Raw genomic sequence first — 24,254 nt, forward strand, 5'->3', positions numbered from 1 at the left:
GCACATCGAAGAGAGGCTCCTATTTCCTGACGCTTTTCAATCATTAAAACTCGCGCACCTTTTCGGGCGGCATGATAAGCAGTCATGCTTCCTGATGGGCCTGCTCCCACCACAATAATATCATAATCCGCCCTCATGCATTTTTCACCTCCATTCTAATAGCTCCAACTGGGCAAATTTTCACGCAGCGACCACATCTGGTACATGATGCGTTAAACTCTAGAATGACTTCATGTAAGTAAATCGCATTCTCTGGGCATGTGCCCACGCAAGCACCACAATGCATGCACTTCTCCACATTGACATGCATCCAATCATTCAAGTATATTCCTCCCCGTGCCTCTTCCTCCACTCAGCCAGAGGAACCGAGAATCGTTTTTCTATTTCTGTACGGTAAGTAGGACCGCCATTGTAAGCGCAGAATGGTATTATACGACCATCGGGTGTAGTATAATGAATGGCGCAACGTTTCACTCTCTCAATGTCGTAGTTATAATTGTCTTGGAAATGCATTCCACCAATAAACATCATATTCCAAGAGAACTTAGCCAACGCCTGTTTAGACGAATCGCTGAGAACGGTACCTATCATTTTAAGGAATTGTGTGGTAGAAAGGCCATCTGGAATGTTTTCTTCAATCATATGTTTTTTCAGTATGTTTAGCGCCTTAACTTTTGAAGGTAGTTTCAGCTTGGCTTTTTCAGCCTTAAGGCTAAGATCGTAAAGTTCTTTAAACAAAGGCTCGACTTTAACAAATCGTGTTAATGGCACTACCTCATTTTCGCTCTTTACGAACAGATAAGTTGCCATCCCGCAATGCGGATGAGTGGTGAAGGTGACTTTATTTTGCTCCAGCAAAGCACTAGCCAATGTCGAGATAGGGACTACAGTTGGAACAGGAAAGAAATCGTCCTTCCTCAACTGCCCATTAGTCTGTTTTTCCAAATCCGTTATCAAATCAGGAAGGGTGTAGCGCATCTTTGCCCTTTCTTCTTGATCTATGCGGCCAGTAAATGCAACTGGTTGGAAGTTAATCCCTCTAACCACATCCATGTTCTTAAGGGCAAAGCGGAAGATATCACCTACCATATTATCATTAATTCCTTTAACTACGGTGGGAACTAGAACTATTGAAGGAGGCCTTTCCATTTTTCTGACATTTTCAATAACTTTCTTTTTCACTTCCCAAAGTGGAACTCCCCTAGAAGCCACATAAATATCATCTTTTATACCGTCAAATTGCAAATAAATTGTATTCATCCCAGCCCGAGCGGCTTTCTCCAAGAACTCGGGCTCTCGCGCGAACCTTATTCCGTTAGTGGCAACCTGAATTTGAGCAAAATTCATTTCTTTTGCCTTTGCGATCACATCGATAAATCGTGGGTAAATTGTAGGTTCTCCTCCTGAAAACTGCACCGCAGGGGTCGGAACAGGGCGTTCATCACGCAGCATTTTTAACATTTTGACAATCTCATCATAGCTGGGCTCATAAACGTAGCCTGCTGCATTCGCATTAGCAAAACAAATTGGGCATTTTAAGTTACATCGGTTGGTAAGATCAACATTTGCTAGGCACGTATGTGTCAAATGAAGCTGACACAAACCGCATTCGTTGGGACAAACCTTAGCGTTAGGAATTGCTGGGTTTTCTACTCCAATTCCATCATAAGCGAAATTCTCTGCCTTGAGATAGAGTTCTTTATCCGACCAATAAACATCCTTGTTCTTGCCATGTTCAGGGCATTCTTTCTCCATCATTACTTTTCCATTTTCTTCAAAAATGGTAGCTGGAATAACTTTCGCACACTCAGGGCAAAGGGACTCTGTCTTCTTCGGAAGACCCTTTTGGAGAGTGCTTGGCTTTGCAATCATATCAATTACCTTGCCTTGAAGTAAAAAACCGATGCAATTTAATATTTATGTAGCTGCATCAGCTACAAATGATCATATGAATATATTAGAGATTTTAAAGCTAGACATACAATCTTTGGAGAATGAATATAAGAAGATTGCAGCTACTTTGGAAAAAATCGGGCTGAGTGATTATGAATCACGTGCTCTTGTGACATTAATCGCACGAAATCATGGAACTGCAGATGAGATTTCAGACTTATCTGGAATACCTCGCACATCATCTTACAAAGCCCTCAATTCTTTATGTGAAAAAGGATTAGCAAATTCTACTTCCGGGCGCCCTATTATTTATCATCCAATTCAACTCGATGAAATTAGAAAGAAGGTCATAGCAGAACTAGAGGACGTCTTCGAAAAATTAGAAGCTATCCGAGGTACTTTAAGTGAAAAAGGAACTCCTCAATTAGTATATACAATAGCTGGAAAGAGAGGGGTACTCGGTAAAATTGGCGAAATGTTGGATGCTTCTGTTCACAATTTCATTATATCTACTCCAGCGATTCATGAAGTAAGGAATGAACATGCACAGCGTTTTAAAGATGCAGTCGGAAGGGGAGTTGAAGTAATTATTATCACTGAACCTCTTCTAAAACCTCCAAAATGCACTAAACTTTATCGCAAAAAAGACCTCCTGGCTACTGATGTTTTATGCGATTCTAAAGAAGCTATAATTGCTGCTCCAGATCTCTCCTTATGTGGGTATTCTGATAACCCTTTCATTGCGTCCCATTTAGAAAATTTCATGCGCATAGTAATTGACAGATTGGAATCTTCAAAAGATTGAAACAAAAGGTAATTTGCGGGTAATTCTCCTATTATTAAACCCGTCTTGACCTAGAACGTTTGATGTATGGTAGAAGATGCGATAAGTTATGCTCCGACACAAAGGCTCAGGCTTCTTTCGCGATAATTGCGATCACAATCTTAGTGCTTGCTGGCGCGAGTGCAATTTTCATGATGCGTTTAGAAGGCAAAAGATCCTCTTTAACTTCTTCTGAAATCCAGACCATGGTTCAGGAGGGAGATAAGATAGCAATTGAATTTGAGCAGGAGGTCATTGAGACCGCGATAAAAGCATGCTCAAGCTTCAACTCGATAAATGCAACCCTTCTGCAGGAAAAATTTTCGGAAGATCTTCAGGACGAGATCTCTAGAAGGTACCCAAAAAATCGGAATGAAATGGAGATAAATCTTTCCTCGACAAAGCTTCATATTGATTACTTGCGCCTTTCGCTAAATAGGACTAAAAATACCGAGATTCAAAATAAAAATTTATGGGCATTTGAAGGAGCTCCTTGTTATTTATCCGTGGGAGGTAATTATGAGATTTTCGTAAAAAGAAAAATTGATAATATCATCTTGAAAAGGGAAATCGAGAAGCGAATTTGGTTTCCAATCCCACTCTTACAAGATAGAATGCAGGATTTTAATCTTGCCCTGACTTCGCCTAAGGGCAGATTTGATAGAATAGTACAATACGAGTTAACTTCCTTAGCGCAAATGCGAATTCTACAAGGCTTTGGAATAGCTGGTAAAGATGGGCCATTCGGCACTTCAGAGATCATAACCCATGATGATATACAGCGAGCAGTGGGGTTGGCAGTCATCTTTTTACAGATCGAATGTTTTGGGGCATTCGATAAGAATTCTGCCAAAGCTGTTTTGGATAGGTTCCCCGTACAAATTAGTGTCCAGGAATTCGAAGAATTATTGAGCTCTGCAGAAAAAGTGGATCCGGCGGACATATTCCTTATGCTTCTCGGTGCCAATCACTTCGATGCAGAAAAGGTCTTGGCCCAAGTGATTCTCTCAATGGCTGATATTATAACCCTCAGCTGGTTGGACTATTTTCAAATTTTGGATATTGGAGAAGATTTGGAGCGTATTTACACTGATTCTTTGGTTGGCCTTAATCAGGTACTTGCAGAATATTTGGGACAGGATAGAATCAATCAACTCAGTCAGGAATGGATTCAAAATAAACTAATTTCGTATGGCCTGGAGGAATCATCATATCGTTGGTTAAATATGGATAATCCAGACGCTACTATAGTGTTTCCTAATCACGAATTCTACCTTAGTGATCAACAAGGGAATCAAATTCAGTTATTCCTAGGTGGAGAATACTTGGTCGATTTCCCTACGATAGATGTAATTACAAACGAGGTTTGGAAAGAGTTTATCATTGATTATCGCAGAGCAACTTTCGACCTCGCAGAATCAATTAAGCGCTTCATTCAGAAAATCGCCATAAATATGGCAAATGGCTTTGGGCTCGGAGAAATTATATTGGAGCTCGATTTTACTGACTCACGAACATTCTACTTCGAAGCAAAGTCCAACATTCGCAGAGCCATGGAATCAGCTTTTTTACAGCTGGATAAAATTATAGATTCTATTGTGTCTGAAAATATTTTCAAAGATCCCTTAGCGGAGAGCATGGTTCAATTCATTAAAAATAAAATGAATCAAATTGTTAGAACGGACTTTTGCGTGGAGAGTGCGCTCGATGAATTAGCATCGCGCCTAGTCCGTTCTCAATTAGATAAAACAATGTATTTAGACGCACCCACAATAGACCTTTTTTCTCAAAATTTAGCAAACTTATGGAAATTTTGCGGGCATATGGGGGCAAGACAAGGAATTGAAGAAGCCTACATTAAAACTAGTCAACCAATCATAAATCTATACTTAGAGGTCTTCGGAAATGCCACAATAAATGAGATGCCATGCAGATTCGATCAAGCCATTTCGCTTCTGGCCAAGGGGTGTATTCATTCTATTCCAGGTATCAAAGAGATTCTGCTACAAGCTTGTGAGCGAATGTTTGAGGATCAGGAACAAGCTTTGTTATTAAGATGCGACGAGACCAAAATATCCATTCCATCAAGGGAAATTCGCATCGATACGGGTTATGGCGCAGTTGCCAGGCAACAGCTACTGCCTGAAGTGAATATGCCATGGATAATGTCTTCTTACCCTCTATTTATTAAATTAGAGAATCCTTTTTCAATATATTCTGGAGGTAATGGCTCAAATTTGCACTTGACGAATCCTGATAATCTCACATTCTCAGCATACCAGAGTTCATTCTCTTTACTTGTAAAAGGTAATCTATCTGTAAAAGTGAAGTGTAGTGGAGGTTCTTCAAATCAAATTTCATTTTTTGCACCTCTGGAAGTCAATTCTGAATCGGCATTTGGATTTAAGCTTGATTTTACTTCATCATCTGCCTGGCCGTTGGCCGGAGTAAAATATTCTCCTTCAATCACTTTTATTAAAAGTATAGCACAAATCTTTGAAGAAATCTGGAAGAACGTCTGTTCAGCTTTTTGCTGGATAGCTGATGTTGCGGAAGAGGTCTTCTCATTCTTTCAGGATTTAGTCAATAGAGTAATGGGTTATGCCACAAAGTTCATTCAGGATATTTCTGAACTTCTACTGTCTTTCATTCAAAATATATCAGACATGCTGGATGGAGCTCTGGGTTCGTTCATTGGCTGGTTAAAGGAGAAAATAAGCTCCCAAATGCAAAGCACGAGCATTTCGTTTGAGTTTGGTGGGCTTCAATTCATTCTAGATTTCGGATCGACCACTATTTTCCTAGGTCAATCAAAAGAATTCCTGAGGGTAACGATGATTACTAGGATTCTTGGTGGAAAAATGTCGGTCAGCGCATGTTTCGTCGATGTCTATCGTAGTGGACCAGACCTTATCATCAATATGTCATTTAGCGGTAAGGGTTGGGAATCAGAATGTTTGATCGATCCCAGAATGGCGGTTATTAATCATTTTGCAGAGCTTAAAGGCGTATTTAGCGACTTTATAGTAGAAATAAAACTACCTGTTCTGGTATCATACGACAAGAAATCTTTCCGATTATCGGAAATTCCTGGTTTGGGCCAGTTGCTCTCAAGGATTCCCCTACCAATCCCAGGTATTTCTGCATCTATCGATGCAGGTTTCGAAATAAAATATAGAAGCTCAATAAATAATCATCCTTTGATTAATGAAGTTGAGTTAAATCCTTGCGGGGAAGATAGAGGACATGAATGGATAGAGCTTTACAACCCTTCTTCGAATGTAATAGATGTGAGAGACTGGTGTATTCGTTCAGTCCACGGGCATCAGACCGTGATGGTCTTAGATTTTGAAATTATGCCTCCAAAATCTCGAAAGATAATTGAATTCAAAGTTCAATCATTGGATAATGGGGGAGAAAATGGCATTCCAATAGGTGAATCTTTAGGTCTATACGATGCTGAGGGGAGAAAGATTGACTCTACTCCCTTTATAACAGATTTCTTGAATGATGAGAAGACATGGCAAAGAGCCTATGATGGTTCTGATCGCTGGGTTCTCAAAGATGAGACAAAAGGAGAACCAAATGGAGTTATACTTTCTGATTTGAGTGACTCTCAGCGCCTCCTAATATTATTGAAGGACGCTGTTATCCGGGCCTTTACTCAGTTCGGAAATGAATTATTCGACATCAATTCACTAGGTCGGATAATAGAGAATGCGATAAAGGAAGTAGTGGACACTATAATACAAACTATATACCAATCGATACTTGAGCTGAACCTGTTTATAGAATTGGCTATTCATGACTATACACAATCAATCGATGGAAAGCTTCGATTAACTTTAGTAGTCACCGGTGATGGTGTTCGAGACGGCCTGATTTGGCTAGCAAAAACGATTTATTCGGCTCTAGCCAATATAGGCAATCCAGGAGCTATTTCAGCGTCCACTCATCGACCCTTGAACGAATTCACAGACGATATATACATACGGTTTGGTGCATTCGCAGGAACAGGATTACCTAAAATCATATCCTCCGTTTCAGAAAGTAGGCGTTTTATGTTTGGAGGTGTGATTGAGGTCAATCTGGCTACGTTCACAGCGTCCTTGGAAGATCGTCAAAAATGTAGACTGCGCTTCGGAGCCCTTTTTGAAGCAATACCAGGTTCATTCATTAAGAACTTATATTCTGTCGATGCGGATTGTCTTGTGGATTATTGGATATTAAAAGCTGAAATAAGCTCTAGGACAGCTATACAACAAAATACGGAGGAAACATGGTCTCTATAGTTCCGTCATGATATTGTTTTAATATCCTCCACAAATACCAGAGCTCATATGTTGTCAATGTATGAAGATATCTCTGCCGCCACAGATGCTAATGATTGGCTCACTAGCTATGGTTGGTCTTTGCTATTGCTTTTTTTAATTTTTGTAGTCTTTCTTTATCTATGGTCTTATTTCAATAAAAATCTAGAAAAGATGAAAACAACTGATAATAAATATCTGGATCCTGATCTTATTAAATATTTAGGGAAACTGGCAAAAATTGCCATGATAACTATCATCTTGCTGATGCTTGGCCTAGTGCTTTCCGAGATGTGGGAATCATTCAATCGGAGCGTGTGGCAGCCTTATATAGGGTTAATAAGCCAACTTGTTATTGTTTTAATGGCAGTATTATTTGCTGGCTTAGTCGCCAAGATGTTCCGCAATATATCAAGAAACTATAGACTTCGCTCGGTTGGAAAGGGGATGCAAGGCAGCGCTGCGGAGATCGTTAGTCTCTTGGCTAGCTACATTGTCTATATTTTAGCTGCTGTTTTTGTTGTAATAGTACTATTGGCACAGATTTCTGACATTAACATAATAGAGCATCTGTCTCGCTTTTGGGAAGAAAGTGGGGGAAAAATTGAGGTTCTAGCCATTTTCTTAATAGCGTTATTTTTAACGATAAGGTTAATTAACACTATTTTTGAGGATTTTAAATTCAGAACCAAGAAATTCGATCCTCAGGTAGTAGAATTACTCAATTCCTTGGTGCGTTATGTTTTCTATTTGATAGGGTTCATGGTCACGGTCTTCATCTTATTTTCAGTGATGGGGTTGGAGCAGGTTGGAATAATATTGATAGTCACTATTCTTGTCTTCATCTCTCTAAGCATTTCTCTCTCCTATCCCACCATTAAAAACATAGTGGCAGGGTTAGCAATAATGAACACGGAAATATTTACCGTGGGAGATAAAGTTCGGATAGGCACCGATTTAATATGCGAGATTATTGAAAAAAATCTAGTCTTTACAAAGGTAAGGACTGAGGACGGAGAGACAGTAAGTGTGCCTAACAGCGAAATAATTTCCAGTCGAGTCCTTAATTATAAGCGCTCCTTGGCTCACGGCATCTCCGTAATTTTCGATGTCCCGATAATGATTTTGTATGAGGATGTGGAAGCCATGGTCAAGAGGGCCGTAAATGCGGTCGATGGTCTTATGAAAGAGCCGGCCCCGATTTTGCATGCCGTTGATATCCATGATGGAAAAATTAGATATGAACTCAATGCCTATGTGCTGGATGCTCTGAGAGCAAAAAAAGTAAGGTCCGACCTCATTAAAAGTATTCAACTTGCTCAAGCTGCAGATGAGAAAGTGAAGATTTGAGCCTTTTAATAATATCGTTGAAATTCTATGTTATTATATTGAACCAACAGTTGCTTTTTGAGAGCGATTAATGCATGGTTCAAATTTACGTTAATATGAGTCATGACGGCTAAAGGACTAATTGGTCTTCTTGCCCTAACGTTAACCAATCGGTAATTGGATAGATTGTAATCTGTAATACATCGGGTCAGGTTGGAGTCAGTTCACTAATAACTTGCAACATGATTTATTCTGATTTAATTAGTCTATTCACCCAATTCGGTGCTATATCGAAGCAAATATGATTGGTTTGGAATCGGGTTTAAGAAATATAAAAGGCCCCGAAAATAACTTTTAAACTTTTTAAGGATAATTTTTGCATGCCAATTCAGGTAATGTGGCGATTTGGCTTTTACTTTAAATCTGGATAGCCTAAGATCCATCTATATGTAAAAATGGGGGAGAAAGGCTCTCGCTTTGTAGATTCTATTCAATGAGTTCTTGGCCCTGCATATAAGGCCGTAAAATCTCAGGAATAGTGACCGTTCCATCTTTATTCTGAAAGTTCTCTAAAATCCCCACCATCGTCCTTGGAAGGGCGACGCCTGATCCATTCAAGGTATGGACAAACTCACTCTTCAAATGAGGGGCTCTTCGAAACTTGATGCGAGCTCTCCTGGCCTGAAAATCAGTAAAACACGAACAAGACGAACACTCCAGCCATAACTGAGTACCAGGGGCATGAACTTCTATGTCATAGGTCTTGGCACTAGCAAAACCTAAATCTCCCGTGCAAAGCTCTATTACTCGATACGGAAGGCCAAGCATGCGAAAGACAGCCTCTGCGTCAGCTGTTAAGGACTCAAGCTCAAGAAAACTATTTTCTGGGAGAACAAACTTTACCAGCTCTACTTTATTAAATTCATGAACCCTTATTATGCCGCGCATCTCAGCATGCCTTCCCGCCTCCCTTCGGAAGGAGGGCAAATAGGCAGTTAGGTAGATTGGAAGCTGGTCTATATCCAGAATCTCGTCCTGCAGCAAATTTGTCAATGGAACCTCTGCAGTAGGGTTCAGCCACAGGTCGTCGCGTTCACACCAATACATATCATCCTTCATTTTCGGGTATTGACCGGTACCTATAACAGCAGCTCTATTCACGACTACTGGTGGAAATATCTCTTTATAGCCCTGGGAATGGTGAAGATCTAACATGAAATTGATCATCGCTCTCTCCAATCTTGCACCATCTCCCTTAAGCACATAGAAGCCACTTCCAGCGATCTTTGCACCTCTTTTAAAATCAATGATATCCAGGTCCTCTGCTATCGCGATGTGGTCCTTGGGAATAAAATCAAATGTTGGCTTTGTGCAACATTCCCTGACTAGAATATTCTCCGCTGAGCTCTTGCCTACTGGAACGCTTTCATCGGGGATGTTAGGCATATTTAAAACAATCTCACTCCTTTGCTCTTCAAGTTGGGCTATCTTGGCGTCAATCTCTGAGATTCTATTGGAAACGCGCTTCATCTCTGCAATGGTGCGCTGTTTCTCCTCATCACGAAGCCTGGGTACTTGCTCTGCGACCTGGTTCCGATATCTCTTCAATTGATTAGACTCTTCTACTAACGCTCTCCACTCCTTGTCCACACTGAGGAATTGATCTAGAATCTCCTCTGGATAATTTCGATTCTGGAGCATGACTCGAATAGCTTCTGGGTTCTTGCGGATCACGTCCACGTCTAACATTTTAACAACTCAAGTTGTCACGAACTGTTATTATGTGTTTAAAGAATTTGGTCGAATAGAAACTCGGCTTAGAGTTGTAGCTAAAAAACATTTCATTTGTTTAACATGAGCCGCAAACTCTATCTGTGGGAAATATTTGCCTTTAGCTTTATTTTAAAATATCTTTTTGACAGATTAGAATCGTATTGCCTCTAATCTCAAGAAGAGCCGCTCCTGTCTTTATTGTCAATTCCTCAGCAATGGCGTGCTTAAACTCTGCAGAAGATTCAAGAATCTTGATCTTCACCAATTTGTTGGCTCTTAATTGATTCCCAACTTCATCCACGACAGCTGCGCTAAGCCCTTCCTTCCCGATGTGTACGGTCGATTTAAGCTTGGTTCCTTTTGACTTAAGTTCGTTTTTACTCATTTTCTTTATCATGACTAACACCTTTAGCTCTCGTAAATGGCTTACGGCGTATTTCGCCGCATTCTAGACAATGAATCACAATCCTACCACGCCGGACTCTGACAATGCAGTTCTTACTAGGAAGGAGTAGATTATTACACTTCCGGCAAAATAGGATGCCTTTAGGCATTGGGGTGTTTGTGCGCAACGATATGGCCCTAGCTAGCCTGAAATATCTTCTGCCGCGTTCGATATTGCCAGCACTCATCTCTTTTGTCGATAGGGATAGAAGTTGTAAAATCCTGGTTTCAGCGATTTTTCTCATTTCCCGATTGGACAATCTGCTCCTGGACATTAATTGGCCTCTAACACGGTTTCCTCATTAGGTTTTGGCATAAATTGTTATCCTTTCGATTAAAACCACGTTACCCTTCTGTAACAATAAGATTTAATTTCATGATTTCAATATTTAGCATTTAGATATATATCGTTGATTTGTTACATTGCGCTGATTAATTTTAAACTTCCTTATTTTTCATAATTTATGCTCAAATAATATTATATCTAGAATCATTGAAAGAATTGGTGAGAAAGTTAAAAGTCGATGAGAAAGTAAGGAAAGGTGGATATGGAACGTGCGTCAAAGAGGTCAAAGGATACAAAATAATGCGTTCAATCTCGGCACGAAAAATTTTTTATTTAACGTTCTCAACATTTCAGGACGCTCTTAAAAGGACAGATCCAGAAAAGTTACTTTAAAGAGACATTGGAAAATTGTTACCACGGTCAAGTTGGTGCTTATATTCTAATGTATAAACAGGGGAAAAACACCCTCAGGATACCATATTGATTATATACCACAAGCTTAATCTAGGCTCCCTCTCAGTCATGATGAGATGGTGATATCAAATGTCGCGCAAGCCGGCAAGGATGTATACCCAGGTCAAGGGTCAGCCTTATACCCGAAAGGAATATATGGGGGGTGTACCCGCACCGCGTATCAGTCAATTCGATCTAGGAAACCCCAATGCGGACTTTCCCGTTGAGTTCTCACTTCGGGTTAAGGAATTATGTCAGATTCGACACACGGCTCTCGAAGCAGCGCGTATTTCTGCCAACAGGCTTTTAGCTAAAAAAGCTGGTGCAAGCAACTATTACCTCAAGATTCGCACATATCCTCACAACGTCCTTCGCGAGAATAAATTGGCCACAGGGGCCGGGGCTGACCGTGTCTCAAGTGGCATGAGAGCTGCGTTCGGCAAGGCCGTAGGTACGGCGGCTAGAGTTCGTCCAGGTCAAGTAATAATAACAGTGAGGGTCCCACCAACAGCAGCTGCAGTGGCAAAGGAAGCATTATGGGCCGCATCTATAAAGCTTCCCACGCCTTGCTATATCCAGGTGGAGAAAGGAAAGGAGCTCATAGCCTAGGTCAAATTTTTTCGACCATGGTTGCTCCTGTTCAATGGTTTTTATGAATTTTCGTATTCCCGAAATAGTGGATTTCATTCGAGCTAGAGGAGCTAAGGTAGTCGCGTTGCAGTTGCCTGAGGGTTTGAAAATCAAAGGTTTGAAATTGGTAGCAGAGATAGAGGAACAGAGCAATTGCCAATGCATTATTCTAGGCGATCCTTGTTACGGTGCTTGCGACCTTAGCAAGGATTTCCATTCCATAGCGGATGTGCTGGTGCATTTTGCTCACACTCCCATCCCTTCTCTCGGGAAAGATGAGGATGTGCTTTTCATAGAAGCGGAAATGGACTGCTCTGTTGATGAACTGCTACCTAAGCTTTTGCCAATGGCTCGCAAGCATATCGGCCTGGTGAGCACTTCTCAGCATCTTCCTCTCCTACCCAAGATTAAAGAATGGTTAGAATCGAAAGGGGTAGAAGCCCATATTGGTCAGGGAGACAGAAGGGTGAGTCACGCTGGTCAGATACTGGGTTGTAACGTTACCTCTGCCAAATCTATCCAACACCGCGTTGACCAATTTCTCTTTATCGGGACGGGGGGTTTTCATGCTTTGGCCGTAGCATTGGAGACCAAGAAAGACGTCCTCATTTTAGACCCTGCCTTGCAAGAGATAAGGGATGTTAGGGAATTAAAGGATAGAGTTCTGCGCCAGAGGTATGCTGCAATAGCTCTCGCATCCGAGGCCAAAGATTTCGCTGTTATAATCTCTACAAAAATAGGACAGAAAAGGAAGGAACTTGCCTTTTCATTGCGTAGCTTGTTGAAATCTAGAGGGAAAAATGCCGTCCTGATAGCCATGGATAACGTCACACCTGAGCAATTGCTGTCATTCAGAGTTGATATTTTCGTGTCAACTGCGTGCCCCCGCATCGCTATCGATGAGGCTGCTAGATTCCACCGACCCATCATCACGCCATTAGAGCTTGAGATTGCTTTAGGTATAAGGTCATGGGACGATTATGCGTTCGACAGCATCTCAGGGTGATGCACGAAAAATAGATGAAGAAAGTCCTGAATGACTTAGGCATGCTGACGCCAGAGCTCCTTTTCTCCAAAGCTAAGAACCCAGGATTGCGGATAGGTGTAGGTGCTATGCCTGAAGATTCGAAGGTCTGCCAAAGCATCGAACAAGCCAATGCGGAGGGATATGGCAAGAGCATTATTTACCATGACCCCTCGAATCTAATAAAAGATCTTTATTTGGGAAAACTCGACGCTGCGGTGAGAGGGAGTCTTGATTCAAATTCAGCTATGGGCGCGCTGAAAAAAACATTCGACTTGAATGAAGTTCAACGCATGGCATTTCTGCAACCGCGCTCAGGGAGGATGTTCCTCCTTGCGCCAGTAGGTGTTGATGAGGGTTGGTCAAGAACTCAGAAAATCGAATTGGCCGAAAGGGGTTGCGTCATATTGAGGCGTTTGGGTGTGGAACCGAAAGTGGGGATACTGTCCGGCGGAAGAAAGTCAGACCGAGGCAGGCATGAAGTGGTAGATCGAACTTTGGAGGATGCCGTTGAGATCGTCTCTAAACTTAAAGAAAAAGGAATTCAAGCTGAGGATTACGAGATATTGATAGAAAATGCGGCTAAGGATTGCGATGTCCTCATTGCACCAGATGGGATATCTGGCAATCTTATATTCCGCACGTTGCATTTTTTAGGCGAGGGAAAAGCTTTGGGAGCTGTGGTGCTTAACATCGACAAGATATTCGTTGACACATCACGTGCAAAATCAAGTTATATCGACTCCATTGCCTTAGCCTCAGCACTGGCGGTAATGGTTTGACGAAAAGGCTCTAATATGATGGCTCGCCTGCCTCGTATCATGAGGCTAGAGATAAATGGGCGGGACGCGGGCATAAAGTTCTCCGCCTGTCATTTCATTCCCGGACATGATAAGTGCGGTCGTCTGCATGGCCATGCGTATGTGATCAGCTTAGTCGTCCACGGCGAACGAAGCCAACGAGGAATGATTATGGATTTTCTCACCCTCAAGAAATCGCTTAGGGAAATAGCAGAGAAGCTTGATCATCATGTCCTTATCCCTGGTAACAGTCCTCATCTGAAAATAGAGTTTGGGGAGGGAGTGACGGTACAGGCCGAGGGTAAAAGATACGTTTTTCCTATTGATGACGTTGTCATTCTAGACTCAGAGGAAAGCAGCGCGGAGGAACTCGCGCGCATTATCCTTTCTATGCTCTTGGAGAAGATCGATTTTCCAAACAATGTGAGGAGCCTAGAGCTGGGAGTGGAGGAGGAGCTGGGCCAGAGCGCCTGGGAGATCATGCAACTGAGGTGCTGATAAATGAGTGAGGCAGTAGTCCTTCTCTCAGGAGGGCTAGATTCTACAGTATCCCTCGCCCATGCACTATCCTTGGGCTATAACGTAACAGCTTTGAGCTTTAATTATGGCCAAAGGCACATTAAGGAGTTGTATGCGGCCCGAGCGGTAAGCGAGTTCTACGCCCTTAAGAATCATGTAATTGTGGATATGGACCTGAGATCTTTCAACACCAGCGCCCTTACCTCCAATCTAATCCAGGTTCCAGTGAATCGCCCCTTGGAAGATATTGGAAGCGATATTCCAATTACTTATGTGCCAGCAAGAAATATTATATTCCTGAGCATAGCAGCTGGCCTTTGCGAAACGATCGGGGCGAGTGATATTTTCATAGGCGCCAACGCCCTAGACTATTCAGGGTATCCGGACTGCCGTCCTGAATTCTTTCAAGCTTTCGAAAGAGTGCTTCAAGTAGGCACAAAGTCGGGGGTGGAGGGAAAGATGATTAAAATCCAAGCGCCGCTTTTAATGATGAGCAAAGCAGACATCGTGCGGCTGGGAAAGCGTCTAGGAGCGCCCCTACAGTTGACATGGTCTTGTTATCAAGGGGGAAGTAGGGCGTGCGGACGTTGCGACTCCTGCCTCTTGCGTCTAAAAGGTTTTAAAGAGGCTGGATATGAGGATGAGATAGCTTACGAGGTGGACGTATGAAGGTGATAGAGATCTTCAGGTCACTGCAAGGGGAAGGAGTCCTAATCGGTACGCCCACAGTCTTCGTACGTCTGCAGGGATGCAATCTACGTTGTGAATGGTGCGATACCCCATATGCCAGAGAGGGTGGCAAGGAGATGTCTGTGGAGCAGGTATTAGATAAGATCGAGTCCTATAAGACACGGTTCGTATGCTTGACTGGAGGAGAGCCTCTCCTTCAAAAGGAAAGCGTAACCCTCATGAACCGCCTTCTCGACCGACTTTACCATGTCACTCTAGAAACCAACGGCTCAATCAGTCTGGAGGAAGTCCCCTGCGCGGAAAACATGCTCATCTCCATGGACATTAAATGCCCTTCTTCAGGCATGCAGGATAGGATGATGTTCAGTAATATCGAGCTTCTGTCCCCCGCTGACCAGTTGAAATTCATAGTAGCGGACATGGAGGATCTTGAGTACGCCGAGAAGATACTAAGAGCGTATGATGTCAAATGCAATGTGATATTCATACCAGTAGGTGGTCTTGACCTGGAACCAGTAGCGGAATTCGTGCTGAGCAAGAAATTGAATGCCCGCGTGCTGCCACAGTTGCATAAGATGATATGGGGAGACGCCAAGGGCGTTTGATGGGAATCGATGCAATATCAAACCTAAGCAATGTCCATCTGGCCTATAGCTGACGATCTTTGTTTTTTGAGAGGTTTGATGGATGTATGAGGCCCTGGGGGAGAATGCAGTTTTAGAGTAGAGCTTGGTCCTGTTCCAATGGTTATAATGTCGCAGTAGAGATTTGTTAGAGAGTGGTAGATGATTATTGTTTGGCTTTGGGCCATGCCATGAACTAGCAATGGTTAAATATAATCAACCCACTACTCGGCCTGCCGGAAGAGGATAGACATGGGCCACAGCAGCAACATCTGGGATTTGCTTTTGCGCTTGCTCTCAGCCCCATTGCTATAGTCTCACCGGTCGACAAGGGCCCATGGTCCGCGTCGGACTGAGGTGATTGAATGTTAGATAATGATATGGAAAGGACCTTTAGGACAAGCATATTCACCAGCCATTTTAATGAAGAGGTGGACAGGTCCTTAGTCCCCAAGCGAGTGGAGATATTCGACACCACTCTGCGGGACGGAGAGCAGACGCCAGGGATAGCACTTTCCGTGGAGGATAAGGTGAAAATTGCTGAGGCCCTAAGCGAGCTTGGTGTCGATGTGATTGAGGCTGGTTTTGCTATCACTTCCTCGGGGGAGAAGGAAGCAGTGCGCAGAATCGCCTCGCTCGGCTTAAAGCCTAGGATATGCTCCCTCTCTCGCTGCCGCAAAGAGGATGTGGACGCTGTCATAGATTGTGGTGTAGATTATATCCATATGTTCCTGGCCACCTCAGACATACATATGAAGCACAAATTGCGCATGTCCCCGTCAGAGGTAAAGGCAAGAGCGGTGGAGATGGTTGAATATGCTAAGGATCATGGGCTGACGGTGGAGTTCAGCTGTGAAGATGCTACCCGTACCAGGATAGACTTCCTCAAAGAGATGCATGTAGCAGTACAAGAGGCAGGTGCGGACAAGATCAATATGCCTGACACTGTAGGGACCATGACTCCACCAGCTATGGAGCATTTGGTAAGAGAAGTGATGACGGTCACGAAGGTGCCGCTCTCCATGCACAATCACAATGATTTTGGATTGGCCGTGGCTAACTCATTAGCAGGGGTTAGGTTCGGCGCCCGTCAAGTGCATGTATGTGTGAACGGCCTAGGAGAGAGAGCGGGGAACGCGGCACTGGAAGAAGTGGTGTTAGGGCTGATTGCTTTCTATGGTGTCAAAACTAATATCGAGACCTCCAGGATAGGTTATACCTGCAAGTTAGTGTCCAGGCTCACGAATTTTCCCATCCCCGCCAATAAGCCGGTGGTGGGGAGCAATGCCTTCGCTCACGAATCAGGCATTCATGTACATGGAGTGCTTCGCGACCCAAGCACCTATGAAGCCTTCTCCCCTGAGCTGGTAGGTATGCAAAGGCACATCGTGATGGGCAAGCATACTGGTGCCCATTCGGTTAGGGAGAAGCTTAAGGAATACGATGTAGAGGTTACAGAGGAGCAATTGGCAGCCGTGGTGGAACAGGTCAAAAGATTGGCCGAAGGAGGAAAGCAGGTGGATGATGCTGAGATATTGGCCCTTGCTTCGCATTATTCAGGCATGAAGGAAGACGAAGCCCGCAGAATAAAGCTTAAGGAGTTCGCGGTGTTCACTGGCGTCAATGTCACTCCCACTGCCGTGGTCGCTCTGGAAATGGAGGGCGAGCTGAGGCGCGGGTCGCAGATAGGTGTAGGACCGGTGGACGCGGCACTGAATGCCATACGTTCCGTGCTCAGTGACAAGGTATCGCTAGAGGAATACAGGCTCAATGCCATCACGGGGGGGAGCGACGCACTTTGCGAAGTCACGGTGAGGATGCGCTTGGACAGTGAGGGAAAGGTAATGTCAGTGGGCAAGAGCGTGGGACCGGACATCGTCAATACCAGCGTGGATGCTGCCATAGAGGCTATTGACAGACTTTATCTGCGCAAGCGCACCCTCGGGCGTGAGAACGTGGGCAAGTGAGGTTGAGCAGCATGCCCCAGGGAAAAGGAAAGACGATAGCGGAGAAGATACTGTCCAACAAATCCGGCAACGATGCCTATGCCCATGACATCGTGGATGCCCAAGTAGATTTCGTCATGGTCAATGACGTAACTGGCCCCATAGCTTTCAAGGAATTCGAAGCCCTGGGATGTGAGCCGTTTCGCGAAAAGATAGTGCTGGTACCTGATCACTACGTCCCTAACAAGGACATCCCTTCGGCGGAGCAAGCAGCGGAGATGAGGCGATTCGCCAAGAAATGGCGCATAGACAACTATTTCGAGGTTGGTAGAGGCGGGGTATGCCATCAAGTGATGATAGATGAGGGCTTCGTTGCTCCCGGCCGTCTCATAGTGGGAGCCGATTCCCATACCTGCACCTATGGCGCCCTCAATGCCTTCGCTACTGGTATTGGATCGAGCGAGGCGGCAGCCGTCTTCGCTGAGGGTAAACTATGGTTCAGGGTCCCGGAGAGCATCAAGGTAGTGTTGAGCGGAAAACTAAAGCGCTACGTTATGGGTAAGGACCTGGCGATTAAGCTGATCACTGACATCGGGGTCGATGGGGCGAATTATAAGGCCCTAGAATTCAGCGGGCCCGGCTTGCTACATTTCCCGGTTGCGGATCGGCTCACTGTTAGCAACATGGCCATTGAGGCTGGAGGGAAGGCGGGGCTCTTCCCTGCAGACCAAGCCTGCTTGGATTTCGTGAGCAAACTTGCTAAAGGGCCATACCAACCTGTGGATCCAGATGCGGAGGCCCATTATATCAGAGAGCTTGAATATCATCTGGATGAATTAGAGCCCATGGTAGCACTACCCCACCTTCCTGAGAACGGAAGGCCAGTATCTGAAGTCGACATAGAGATCGATCAGGCCTTCTTAGGCTCGTGTACGAATGGCCGCATCGAGGATTTGAGAGTAGCAGCGGAGATAATGCGAGGCAAACGAGTTGCTCCAGGCGTTCGCATGATAGTGGTTCCTGCCAGCACCAGAGTGTTCCAACAAGCCGTCAAGGAAGGTCTGATCGAGGAATTCGTAAAGGCGGGGGCGTTCGTATCAGGACCTACATGCGCCGCCTGCTTAGGTGGACACATGGGAGTCCTGGCCAAGGGGGAGATATGCGTATCCACGACCAATCGCAATTTCATAGGGCGCATGGGGCACAAGGACTCATATGTCTACTTGGCATCGCCGGCGGTGGTGGCTGCGAGCGCAATAGCTGGAAGGATAACGGCGCCAGAGGTCTGAGAGGAGTGAGGAGATGAAGGACATCATTAGAGGAAAGGTCTGGCGCTTCGGTGATCATGTGGACACAGACCAGATAATTCCTGCGGAGAGGCTGACATCGGACAACAACGAGAGGCTGGGGAGCTTCGCCTTTGAGAAGGTGAGGCCTGGAATGATCTCCGAGGTGCGTAAGGGGGACATACTCGTGGCGGGGCGCAATTTCGGCTGCGGCTCAAGCCGAGAGCATGCTCCACGAGCTTTGATACAGGCTGGCTTCTCCTGCGTGGTGGCAGAGAGCTTTGCTAGGATATTCTATCGGAATTGCATCAATGTCGGGCTTCTCCCCATAGAATGCAAGATTGAGGCCGACGAAGGGGACGAGCTCCAAGTTGACCTTGAGAGGGGTAGGATATTGAATTTGAGCAAGGGGAAGGAATGGCAGTTCGCCCCCTTCCCTGCGTTCATAAAAGAGCTGATAGAGAAGGGCGGACTGCTAGCGAAAATAAAGGAGGCCAAGAAATGTACAAGGTAGCGGTGCTCCCTGGTGATGGGATTGGTCCAGAGGTTGTGAGAGAGGGTTTAAAGGTCCTAGATGCTCTCCAAGCGCATCATAACGTCAGATTCGATTTCACGGAGTTCGACATCAACGCGGAGAGGTATCTGCGCACGGGCAAGCTGCTCACCGATGAGGATTTGGAGGAGCTAAGGAAATACAATGCCATATTCCTCGGGGCAATAGGCGATGATCGCGTCCCTCCAGGCATATTGGAGAAAGGGATCTTGCTTAAGGCCAGATTCGCTTTCGACCAATACATCAACCATCGGCCTGCCCAGATGTGGAGGCCTTTCGGCCGTCTCAAAAGGGATGTGGATTTCAAGATCGATGTATACCGAGAGAACACGGAAGACTTCTACATAGGAGCGGGAGGGAGGCTAAAGGATGGGGCTTGCGAGCTTACCCTAGACATAGAGCGGGCTTTGTACGACCTGAGTATCGACATCGAAGCCAATGCATCCAACACGGATGAGTACGCCTTTGAGATAGGCATAATGTCCAGAAAGAACATCGAGCGCTTCGCCGATTTTGTCATCGAACAGGCTAAGATGATAGGGGAGAAGAGAATCACGGTGGTGGACAAGGCCAATGTGCTGAGCAACATCTATCATTTGTGGAGAGAGGTGTGGAACGAGAAGGGTAAAAGGGCGGGGATGGAGATTCAGTACATGCTGGTTGACGCCATGTCCATGGCTTTGGTAAAGAACCCTGACAAGTTCAGGGTAGTGGCCACCCCTAATATGTTCGGCGATATATTGACCGATCTCTTGGCCGAGGTGACCGGAGGTCTCGGCCTGGCTCCAGGAGGGAATATCAATCCCCAAGGGCTGAGCATGTTCGAACCTGTTCATGGAAGCGCGCCAAAGTACAAAGGCCTCAACATCATCAACCCCACGGCTACGATATTGGCCGCCAAGATGATGGTGGATAACATGGGCCGTAGGGATTTGGGAGATCTCATCGAGAAAGCCATTAGGAGCACATTCGACAAGGGCATATGCACCCAGGATTTGGGAGGAAAGGCTAAGACCAGTGAGTTTGGGGATGCGGTGGTGGCAGAGCTTCTTAAGATGTAGGGAAAAAATTTTAGAATGCCACCTATGAGTTGCTTGATGACCGCGCTTGAGAGCCGCATCAAGACCAAGCGACGTACCGTCCCTCCACGCGCCTTAGGCGCACGGGGACCCCATATAAAGAGCTGAGGTTGCGCTCGTCCATCTGATCGATGCCGATATCCATGAAGATGCGCCCTTGCTTGAGCATGATCACCCTCTCTATCTCTGGGATTATCTCGCAAGGGTCATGCGTGACCAAGATGACGCCCTTACCTGCCCTGGCTGTGGACCGCATCGACCTGCTCACCATAGCCTTTCCTATCAGATCCAATGAGCTCATGGGTTCATCTAGGATCAAGGCCTCAGGTCGGTTGACAAGGGCGCGTGCGATGAGCACTCTGCGCGCCTCGCCCGAGGACATGTTGCTCAATCTTCGATTGGCCAGGTGCAGGGCTCCTATCTCTCTCATCGCATCCCTGACCTTGCCCAGCAGCTCATCGTCGATCTTGCAGGAATGGTTTATTCCGATATAGCCGAAAGCCCCTGAGGCCACGGCTTCCAAGCCTATGATATCCCTATTGAACTCCATTTGCAAATCCGGTGAGACAAGACCGAAGGCGCGGCGCACATCGAAAAGATTCCAACACTCTTTCCCCAGGATTCTGACCGCAGCGCCATTGACACTGGTGTCGTGCCTCAGCTCCCCCATCATTACCTTTATGAGGGAGGATTTGCCCGAACCGTTGGGACCGATTATGGCTATATTCTCGCCTTTATCGATTCTCAGGTTCACATCATGCAGGACACGAGCACCCCCCCTCCAGAGATGCACCTTCACCATTTCAATGAGGGGTTCGTTCTGGGGGAAGTAGGATGCGCATCCACCCAACCTTTCACCCTCTCGAATAGGTGGAGATCACATGTCCACGCGCAAGCTCATCTCACGTGGCATGTACATTGGTCGGAAGGGTTTTCCCGACGTCTCGACCTTTATCCTTTTTATCAGTTGGTCCAGCGTCATCTCCACGTTGTTGTTGGCGGATCTATCATAGACGCTCAAGGTATCGGAGGTCAGCTCCTTGTCCCCCACTACCACCACGAAGGAAACCCAATCCTGTTTAGCTTCTCTTACTTTCTTCCCTACCGTCTCCCCCCGATCGTCGATTCCAACCCTTATTTGATTGGATTGGACGACGTCGGCCAATTCTCTAGCTCTCTGCAGATGAGATTCTGATACGGTGAGAAATCGTACCTGCTCCGGGGCGATCCACAGAGGCAAGGCACCAATCTTCCCCTCGCTCTCCATCCGCACCGCGGTGTCAAGCAGGGTATAGATATATCTTTCAATGGTCCCGATGATCGCGGTATGAAGTATGACGGGATGCCTCCTCTGACCCTTTTCATCAGTGTAGGTGATTCCGAAGCGCTGGGCATTTCCCACATCGATCTGAACCGTGCCTATCTCTCTTGCTCTCTTCATATCATCTAGGATATGATATTCTATATTGACCGTCCAGTAGTAATTAATTCCCTCAGGGTAGAAATGCAATAGCGCAGGCTTACCATGCTTCTTAAGGATGCGCATGAGCATCTCCTTGTGTTGCCTATATGCCTCCCTAGAAGAGAAATTGACTAGCATCTCATAGTCTCTTCCCAATTTGTTGGCCTCTTCGAATATGCGGCTATCCAGTCGCTCGAACCATTCTTCCGATTCCTTGAGGTCCTTGCAGACAACGTGAAGATCAGGCATGTTCATTCGCCTGGTACGGAAACATAGCATGGTCTCTCCTGACTGCTCCAAACGGTATGCGTCCGCTACCTCAAAGGCGCCAAAGGGCAGCTGTTTATATGAGATGTTCCAGTTCCGCATCATGGCGAACTGCTGATGACATGCGGCATAGCGCATCACAAAATCCCTTTTCTCTCCTGGAATCATATAAAGGCGGTCTCCGAAGAGGGCAGCATGTTCTCTCACTGGTGCCTCATCAAGGGAGAACATATTTGTACCCTTCACGGTGTACACGGGTAGACCTAGATCGTTGACAGTTCTGAAGGAGTAATCGCTCACCAAATCCATCATGAGTGCTCCCTGGGGGGTGAAGCACATATGCCCTACATCGGACATGGGCTCCCATTGGATCCCGAATTTTCTACACAGACGTAGGTACTTGACCTCTCCTGATAAGGGATGCTCCTTCTTCAAAGCCTCCTTTTCCATCATTATCATAAAGGCCTGATTGTGAGACTTGAAATCGGTAGGGATGAGCTCCTGGCCATCTGGAGTGAGTACCATGAAGCTTTCTTCCCCCTTGATGGAAGTCTTGACTTCCTTACCCTCGAAAGCGCGGGATAATTCCGATAAGGGATGACCTTTACAGCTAATCCTAAAGGATTTGTACCATCCGAAAGGTGCACGCATTACCTCTATGCCCTGGTCAGCCAATCTGGCCTCCACGGCCTTCATCATCTCCAGCCCCGTCAAGGGGGTAGATATATCGGGCGATAAGTGAGCATAAGGATAGAGCATGACCCTTTCCGCGCCAGTCTTGCTCAAGACTTCTAGGATGTCTATGACAGCTTCCTCAGACACCTGTGGTATCTTCCCCTCATCCTTTTTCTCCACCGTCATGAATACCACAAGAACTTCTTCCAGACGGCCCTTCCTGCGCGTATCGTCTATTTGCTCTGCGACAGACGTAGGCTTCCTGACCTCAAATTCCATGTAGTCGGCGTGGATGTAAAGGGCTTTCATCGAGTGGCGAAGTAACGCCTGCCCCCTATTTAAGTTAAGCATGGCTGCAAAGTAGAGTGTTAGTTTTGCCCGCGTTGGACAATCTTTATAAGAAGTGAATGGATTCGCTGGGAAGACTCAGCATGAAAATTTGGAGCTTGAGGAAGGACCTCAGGGCGGCTATGAATGCGACGATCATAGTCCTCATCGCCATCTTGGTCGTAAGCGCAAGCAGCGTGGTGGTGCTTCTTTATACTAACGCTCAAGGAAGCGAGGACCAAAGCGGGAGGGCGGTCCGTAGCGGCGATAGAGTGACGGTAGATTATATCGGCAGATTGGCCGATGGTCGTGTTTTCGACACCTCACTATGGAGCGTGGCCAGTGATGATGCCCTATATCCCAAATCGCTCTTCTTCACTATGCGAGCGCAGTCATCCTATACTCCTCTTAGCTTCACCGTGGGGTCTGGCTCGATGATCCAGGGATTCGATCAAGGGGTCCTGGGCATGGTGGTGGGCCAGACTAAAGTGATAGAGGTTCCGCCCGAGAAGGGGTATGGCAAGATGAACCAGAGCCTCCTTTTCGTGAGGCAACTGCAGGTCGAAGAGCGCGTCCTAGTAAATATGTCCATGGATGAATTCGGTGCCAAATACGGTTACCTGCCGGAGCAGGGCATGTTGGTCAAGGACCCTGATTTCGGGTGGGATGTTATCGTGATGCAAGTCAATACCGATGCGGATAGGGTCCTGGTGATAAACAAGCCAGTCGTGGGGCAAAGATATGCCATGTACGGAGAGCCTGACTCCGTCTCTCCCACAGGATGGTGGGCGGAGGTGACGGAAGTAGATTCGTCTGCCAACGGAGGGGAGGGAAGGATCATAGTGAAGAATCTTCTCACTGATTCGGAGGCGGGAAGGATAAAAGGATATGATGTCAGAAAAGGCGCTACCTTTTACATCGATATGGTCAATGAATCTGCCGGCACCTATCGCATGAATTACAATGGCGAGCTGTTAGGCAAGACCCTCTTCTTCACCGTCACATTGAGGAGCATCAGCTAAGGACATGAGCCATGAGATATCAGGGGGCAAAGTCTTTCTT

At 45.7% G+C, this 24,254-nt stretch carries 21 protein-coding genes; 14 read left to right on the forward strand and 7 right to left on the reverse strand.

What is annotated here, in order from left to right:
• The 3 genes from QW520_02145 to QW520_02155 all read right to left on the reverse strand — a co-directional run.
• The coding region (locus QW520_02145; protein ID MEM0448604.1) for an FAD-dependent oxidoreductase at positions 1–137 on the reverse strand (137 nt) is incomplete at its 3' end.
• Complete coding sequence (locus tag QW520_02150; GenBank protein MEM0448605.1) at positions 134–322, reverse strand: 4Fe-4S binding protein; 189 nt, start codon at positions 320–322, stop codon at positions 134–136. The genes QW520_02145 and QW520_02150, both read right to left, overlap by 4 nt.
• On the reverse strand, positions 319–1,872 hold the full coding sequence (locus tag QW520_02155; GenBank protein ID MEM0448606.1) for a radical SAM protein: 1,554 nt from the start codon (positions 1,870–1,872) through the stop codon (positions 319–321). Before QW520_02155 ends, QW520_02150 begins: the two co-directional genes overlap by 4 nt.
• A 76-nt stretch (positions 1,873–1,948) precedes the next feature.
• Between QW520_02155 and QW520_02160 the strand changes: the two genes are divergently transcribed.
• The 3 genes from QW520_02160 (at position 1,949) to QW520_02170 (ending at position 8,376) form a co-directional block, all read left to right on the forward strand.
• Positions 1,949–2,698: a helix-turn-helix domain-containing protein gene (locus QW520_02160; protein MEM0448607.1), complete on the forward strand. Its 750-nt coding sequence runs from the start codon at positions 1,949–1,951 to the stop codon at positions 2,696–2,698.
• 143 nt (positions 2,699–2,841) lie between these two features.
• On the forward strand, positions 2,842–7,008 hold the full coding sequence (locus QW520_02165) for a lamin tail domain-containing protein (protein MEM0448608.1): 4,167 nt from the start codon (positions 2,842–2,844) through the stop codon (positions 7,006–7,008).
• A gap of 57 nt (positions 7,009–7,065) precedes the next feature.
• Entirely contained in the window at positions 7,066–8,376 is a 1,311-nt protein-coding gene (locus tag QW520_02170) for a mechanosensitive ion channel (GenBank protein ID MEM0448609.1), read from the forward strand.
• 465 nt (positions 8,377–8,841) lie between these two features.
• Here QW520_02170 and serS read toward each other — a convergent pair whose 3' ends face one another.
• Together serS and QW520_02180 are read right to left on the reverse strand one after the other, a co-directional pair.
• Entirely contained in the window at positions 8,842–10,104 is a 1,263-nt protein-coding gene (serS, locus tag QW520_02175; protein MEM0448610.1) for a serine--tRNA ligase, read from the reverse strand.
• A gap of 148 nt (positions 10,105–10,252) precedes the next feature.
• Positions 10,253–10,525 carry a YhbY family RNA-binding protein gene (locus tag QW520_02180; GenBank protein MEM0448611.1) on the reverse strand — a complete coding sequence of 91 codons (273 nt, stop codon included), beginning with the start codon at positions 10,523–10,525 and terminating at the stop codon, positions 10,253–10,255.
• Positions 10,526–11,401: 876 nt separating this feature from the next.
• On the opposite strand from QW520_02180, the gene QW520_02185 reads away from it, so the two are divergent.
• The 10 genes from QW520_02185 (at position 11,402) to QW520_02230 (ending at position 20,443) form a co-directional block, all read left to right on the forward strand.
• Positions 11,402–11,920 carry a 50S ribosomal protein L16 gene (locus tag QW520_02185; GenBank protein MEM0448612.1) on the forward strand — a complete coding sequence of 173 codons (519 nt, stop codon included), beginning with the start codon at positions 11,402–11,404 and terminating at the stop codon, positions 11,918–11,920.
• Positions 11,921–11,963: 43 nt separating this feature from the next.
• Positions 11,964–12,947: a diphthamide biosynthesis enzyme Dph2 gene (dph2, locus tag QW520_02190; protein MEM0448613.1), complete on the forward strand. Its 984-nt coding sequence runs from the start codon at positions 11,964–11,966 to the stop codon at positions 12,945–12,947.
• A 14-nt stretch (positions 12,948–12,961) separates the two neighbouring features.
• Positions 12,962–13,747 carry a methanogenesis marker protein Mmp4/MtxX gene (gene mtxX, locus QW520_02195; GenBank protein ID MEM0448614.1) on the forward strand — a complete coding sequence of 262 codons (786 nt, stop codon included), beginning with the start codon at positions 12,962–12,964 and terminating at the stop codon, positions 13,745–13,747.
• A gap of 39 nt (positions 13,748–13,786) precedes the next feature.
• Positions 13,787–14,263, forward strand: coding sequence for a 6-pyruvoyl tetrahydropterin synthase family protein (locus tag QW520_02200; protein MEM0448615.1), 477 nt, complete (start codon positions 13,787–13,789; stop codon positions 14,261–14,263).
• 3 nt (positions 14,264–14,266) lie between these two features.
• Positions 14,267–14,953: a 7-cyano-7-deazaguanine synthase QueC gene (gene queC / locus QW520_02205; GenBank protein MEM0448616.1), complete on the forward strand. Its 687-nt coding sequence runs from the start codon at positions 14,267–14,269 to the stop codon at positions 14,951–14,953.
• Positions 14,950–15,579 carry a radical SAM protein gene (locus tag QW520_02210; GenBank protein MEM0448617.1) on the forward strand — a complete coding sequence of 210 codons (630 nt, stop codon included), beginning with the start codon at positions 14,950–14,952 and terminating at the stop codon, positions 15,577–15,579. The genes queC and QW520_02210 overlap by 4 nt, the downstream gene beginning before the upstream one ends.
• Positions 15,580–15,962: 383 nt before the next feature.
• Positions 15,963–17,564 (forward strand): 2-isopropylmalate synthase, encoded by a 1,602-nt coding sequence (locus QW520_02215; GenBank protein MEM0448618.1) that lies wholly within the window; start codon positions 15,963–15,965, stop codon positions 17,562–17,564.
• On the forward strand, positions 17,561–18,832 hold the full coding sequence (locus QW520_02220; GenBank protein MEM0448619.1) for a 3-isopropylmalate dehydratase large subunit: 1,272 nt from the start codon (positions 17,561–17,563) through the stop codon (positions 18,830–18,832). Before QW520_02215 ends, QW520_02220 begins: the two co-directional genes overlap by 4 nt.
• Before the next feature lie 13 nt (positions 18,833–18,845).
• Positions 18,846–19,343: a 3-isopropylmalate dehydratase small subunit gene (locus tag QW520_02225; protein MEM0448620.1), complete on the forward strand. Its 498-nt coding sequence runs from the start codon at positions 18,846–18,848 to the stop codon at positions 19,341–19,343.
• Positions 19,331–20,443, forward strand: a complete 1,113-nt coding sequence (locus tag QW520_02230; GenBank protein MEM0448621.1) for an isocitrate/isopropylmalate dehydrogenase family protein — start codon at positions 19,331–19,333, stop codon at positions 20,441–20,443. Before QW520_02225 ends, QW520_02230 begins: the two co-directional genes overlap by 13 nt.
• 58 nt (positions 20,444–20,501) lie before the next feature.
• Here the strand turns inward: QW520_02230 and QW520_02235 are convergent, their stop codons facing one another.
• Positions 20,502–21,311: an ATP-binding cassette domain-containing protein gene (locus QW520_02235; protein ID MEM0448622.1), complete on the reverse strand. Its 810-nt coding sequence runs from the start codon at positions 21,309–21,311 to the stop codon at positions 20,502–20,504.
• 27 nt (positions 21,312–21,338) lie between these two features.
• A complete protein-coding gene (locus QW520_02240) occupies positions 21,339–23,174 on the reverse strand; it encodes a threonine--tRNA ligase (protein ID MEM0448623.1) in 1,836 nt (611 codons plus the stop codon).
• Positions 23,175–23,272: 98 nt separating this feature from the next.
• Here QW520_02240 and QW520_02245 point away from each other — a divergent pair, with 98 nt between their 5' ends.
• Entirely contained in the window at positions 23,273–24,214 is a 942-nt protein-coding gene (locus QW520_02245; GenBank protein MEM0448624.1) for an FKBP-type peptidyl-prolyl cis-trans isomerase, read from the forward strand.
• The last annotated feature ends 40 nt before the right edge of the window (positions 24,215–24,254 follow it).

The sequence above is a fragment of the Methanomassiliicoccales archaeon genome, from assembly GCA_038740345.1.
Lineage (GTDB): Archaea > Thermoplasmatota > Thermoplasmata > Methanomassiliicoccales > UBA472 > JAJRAN01.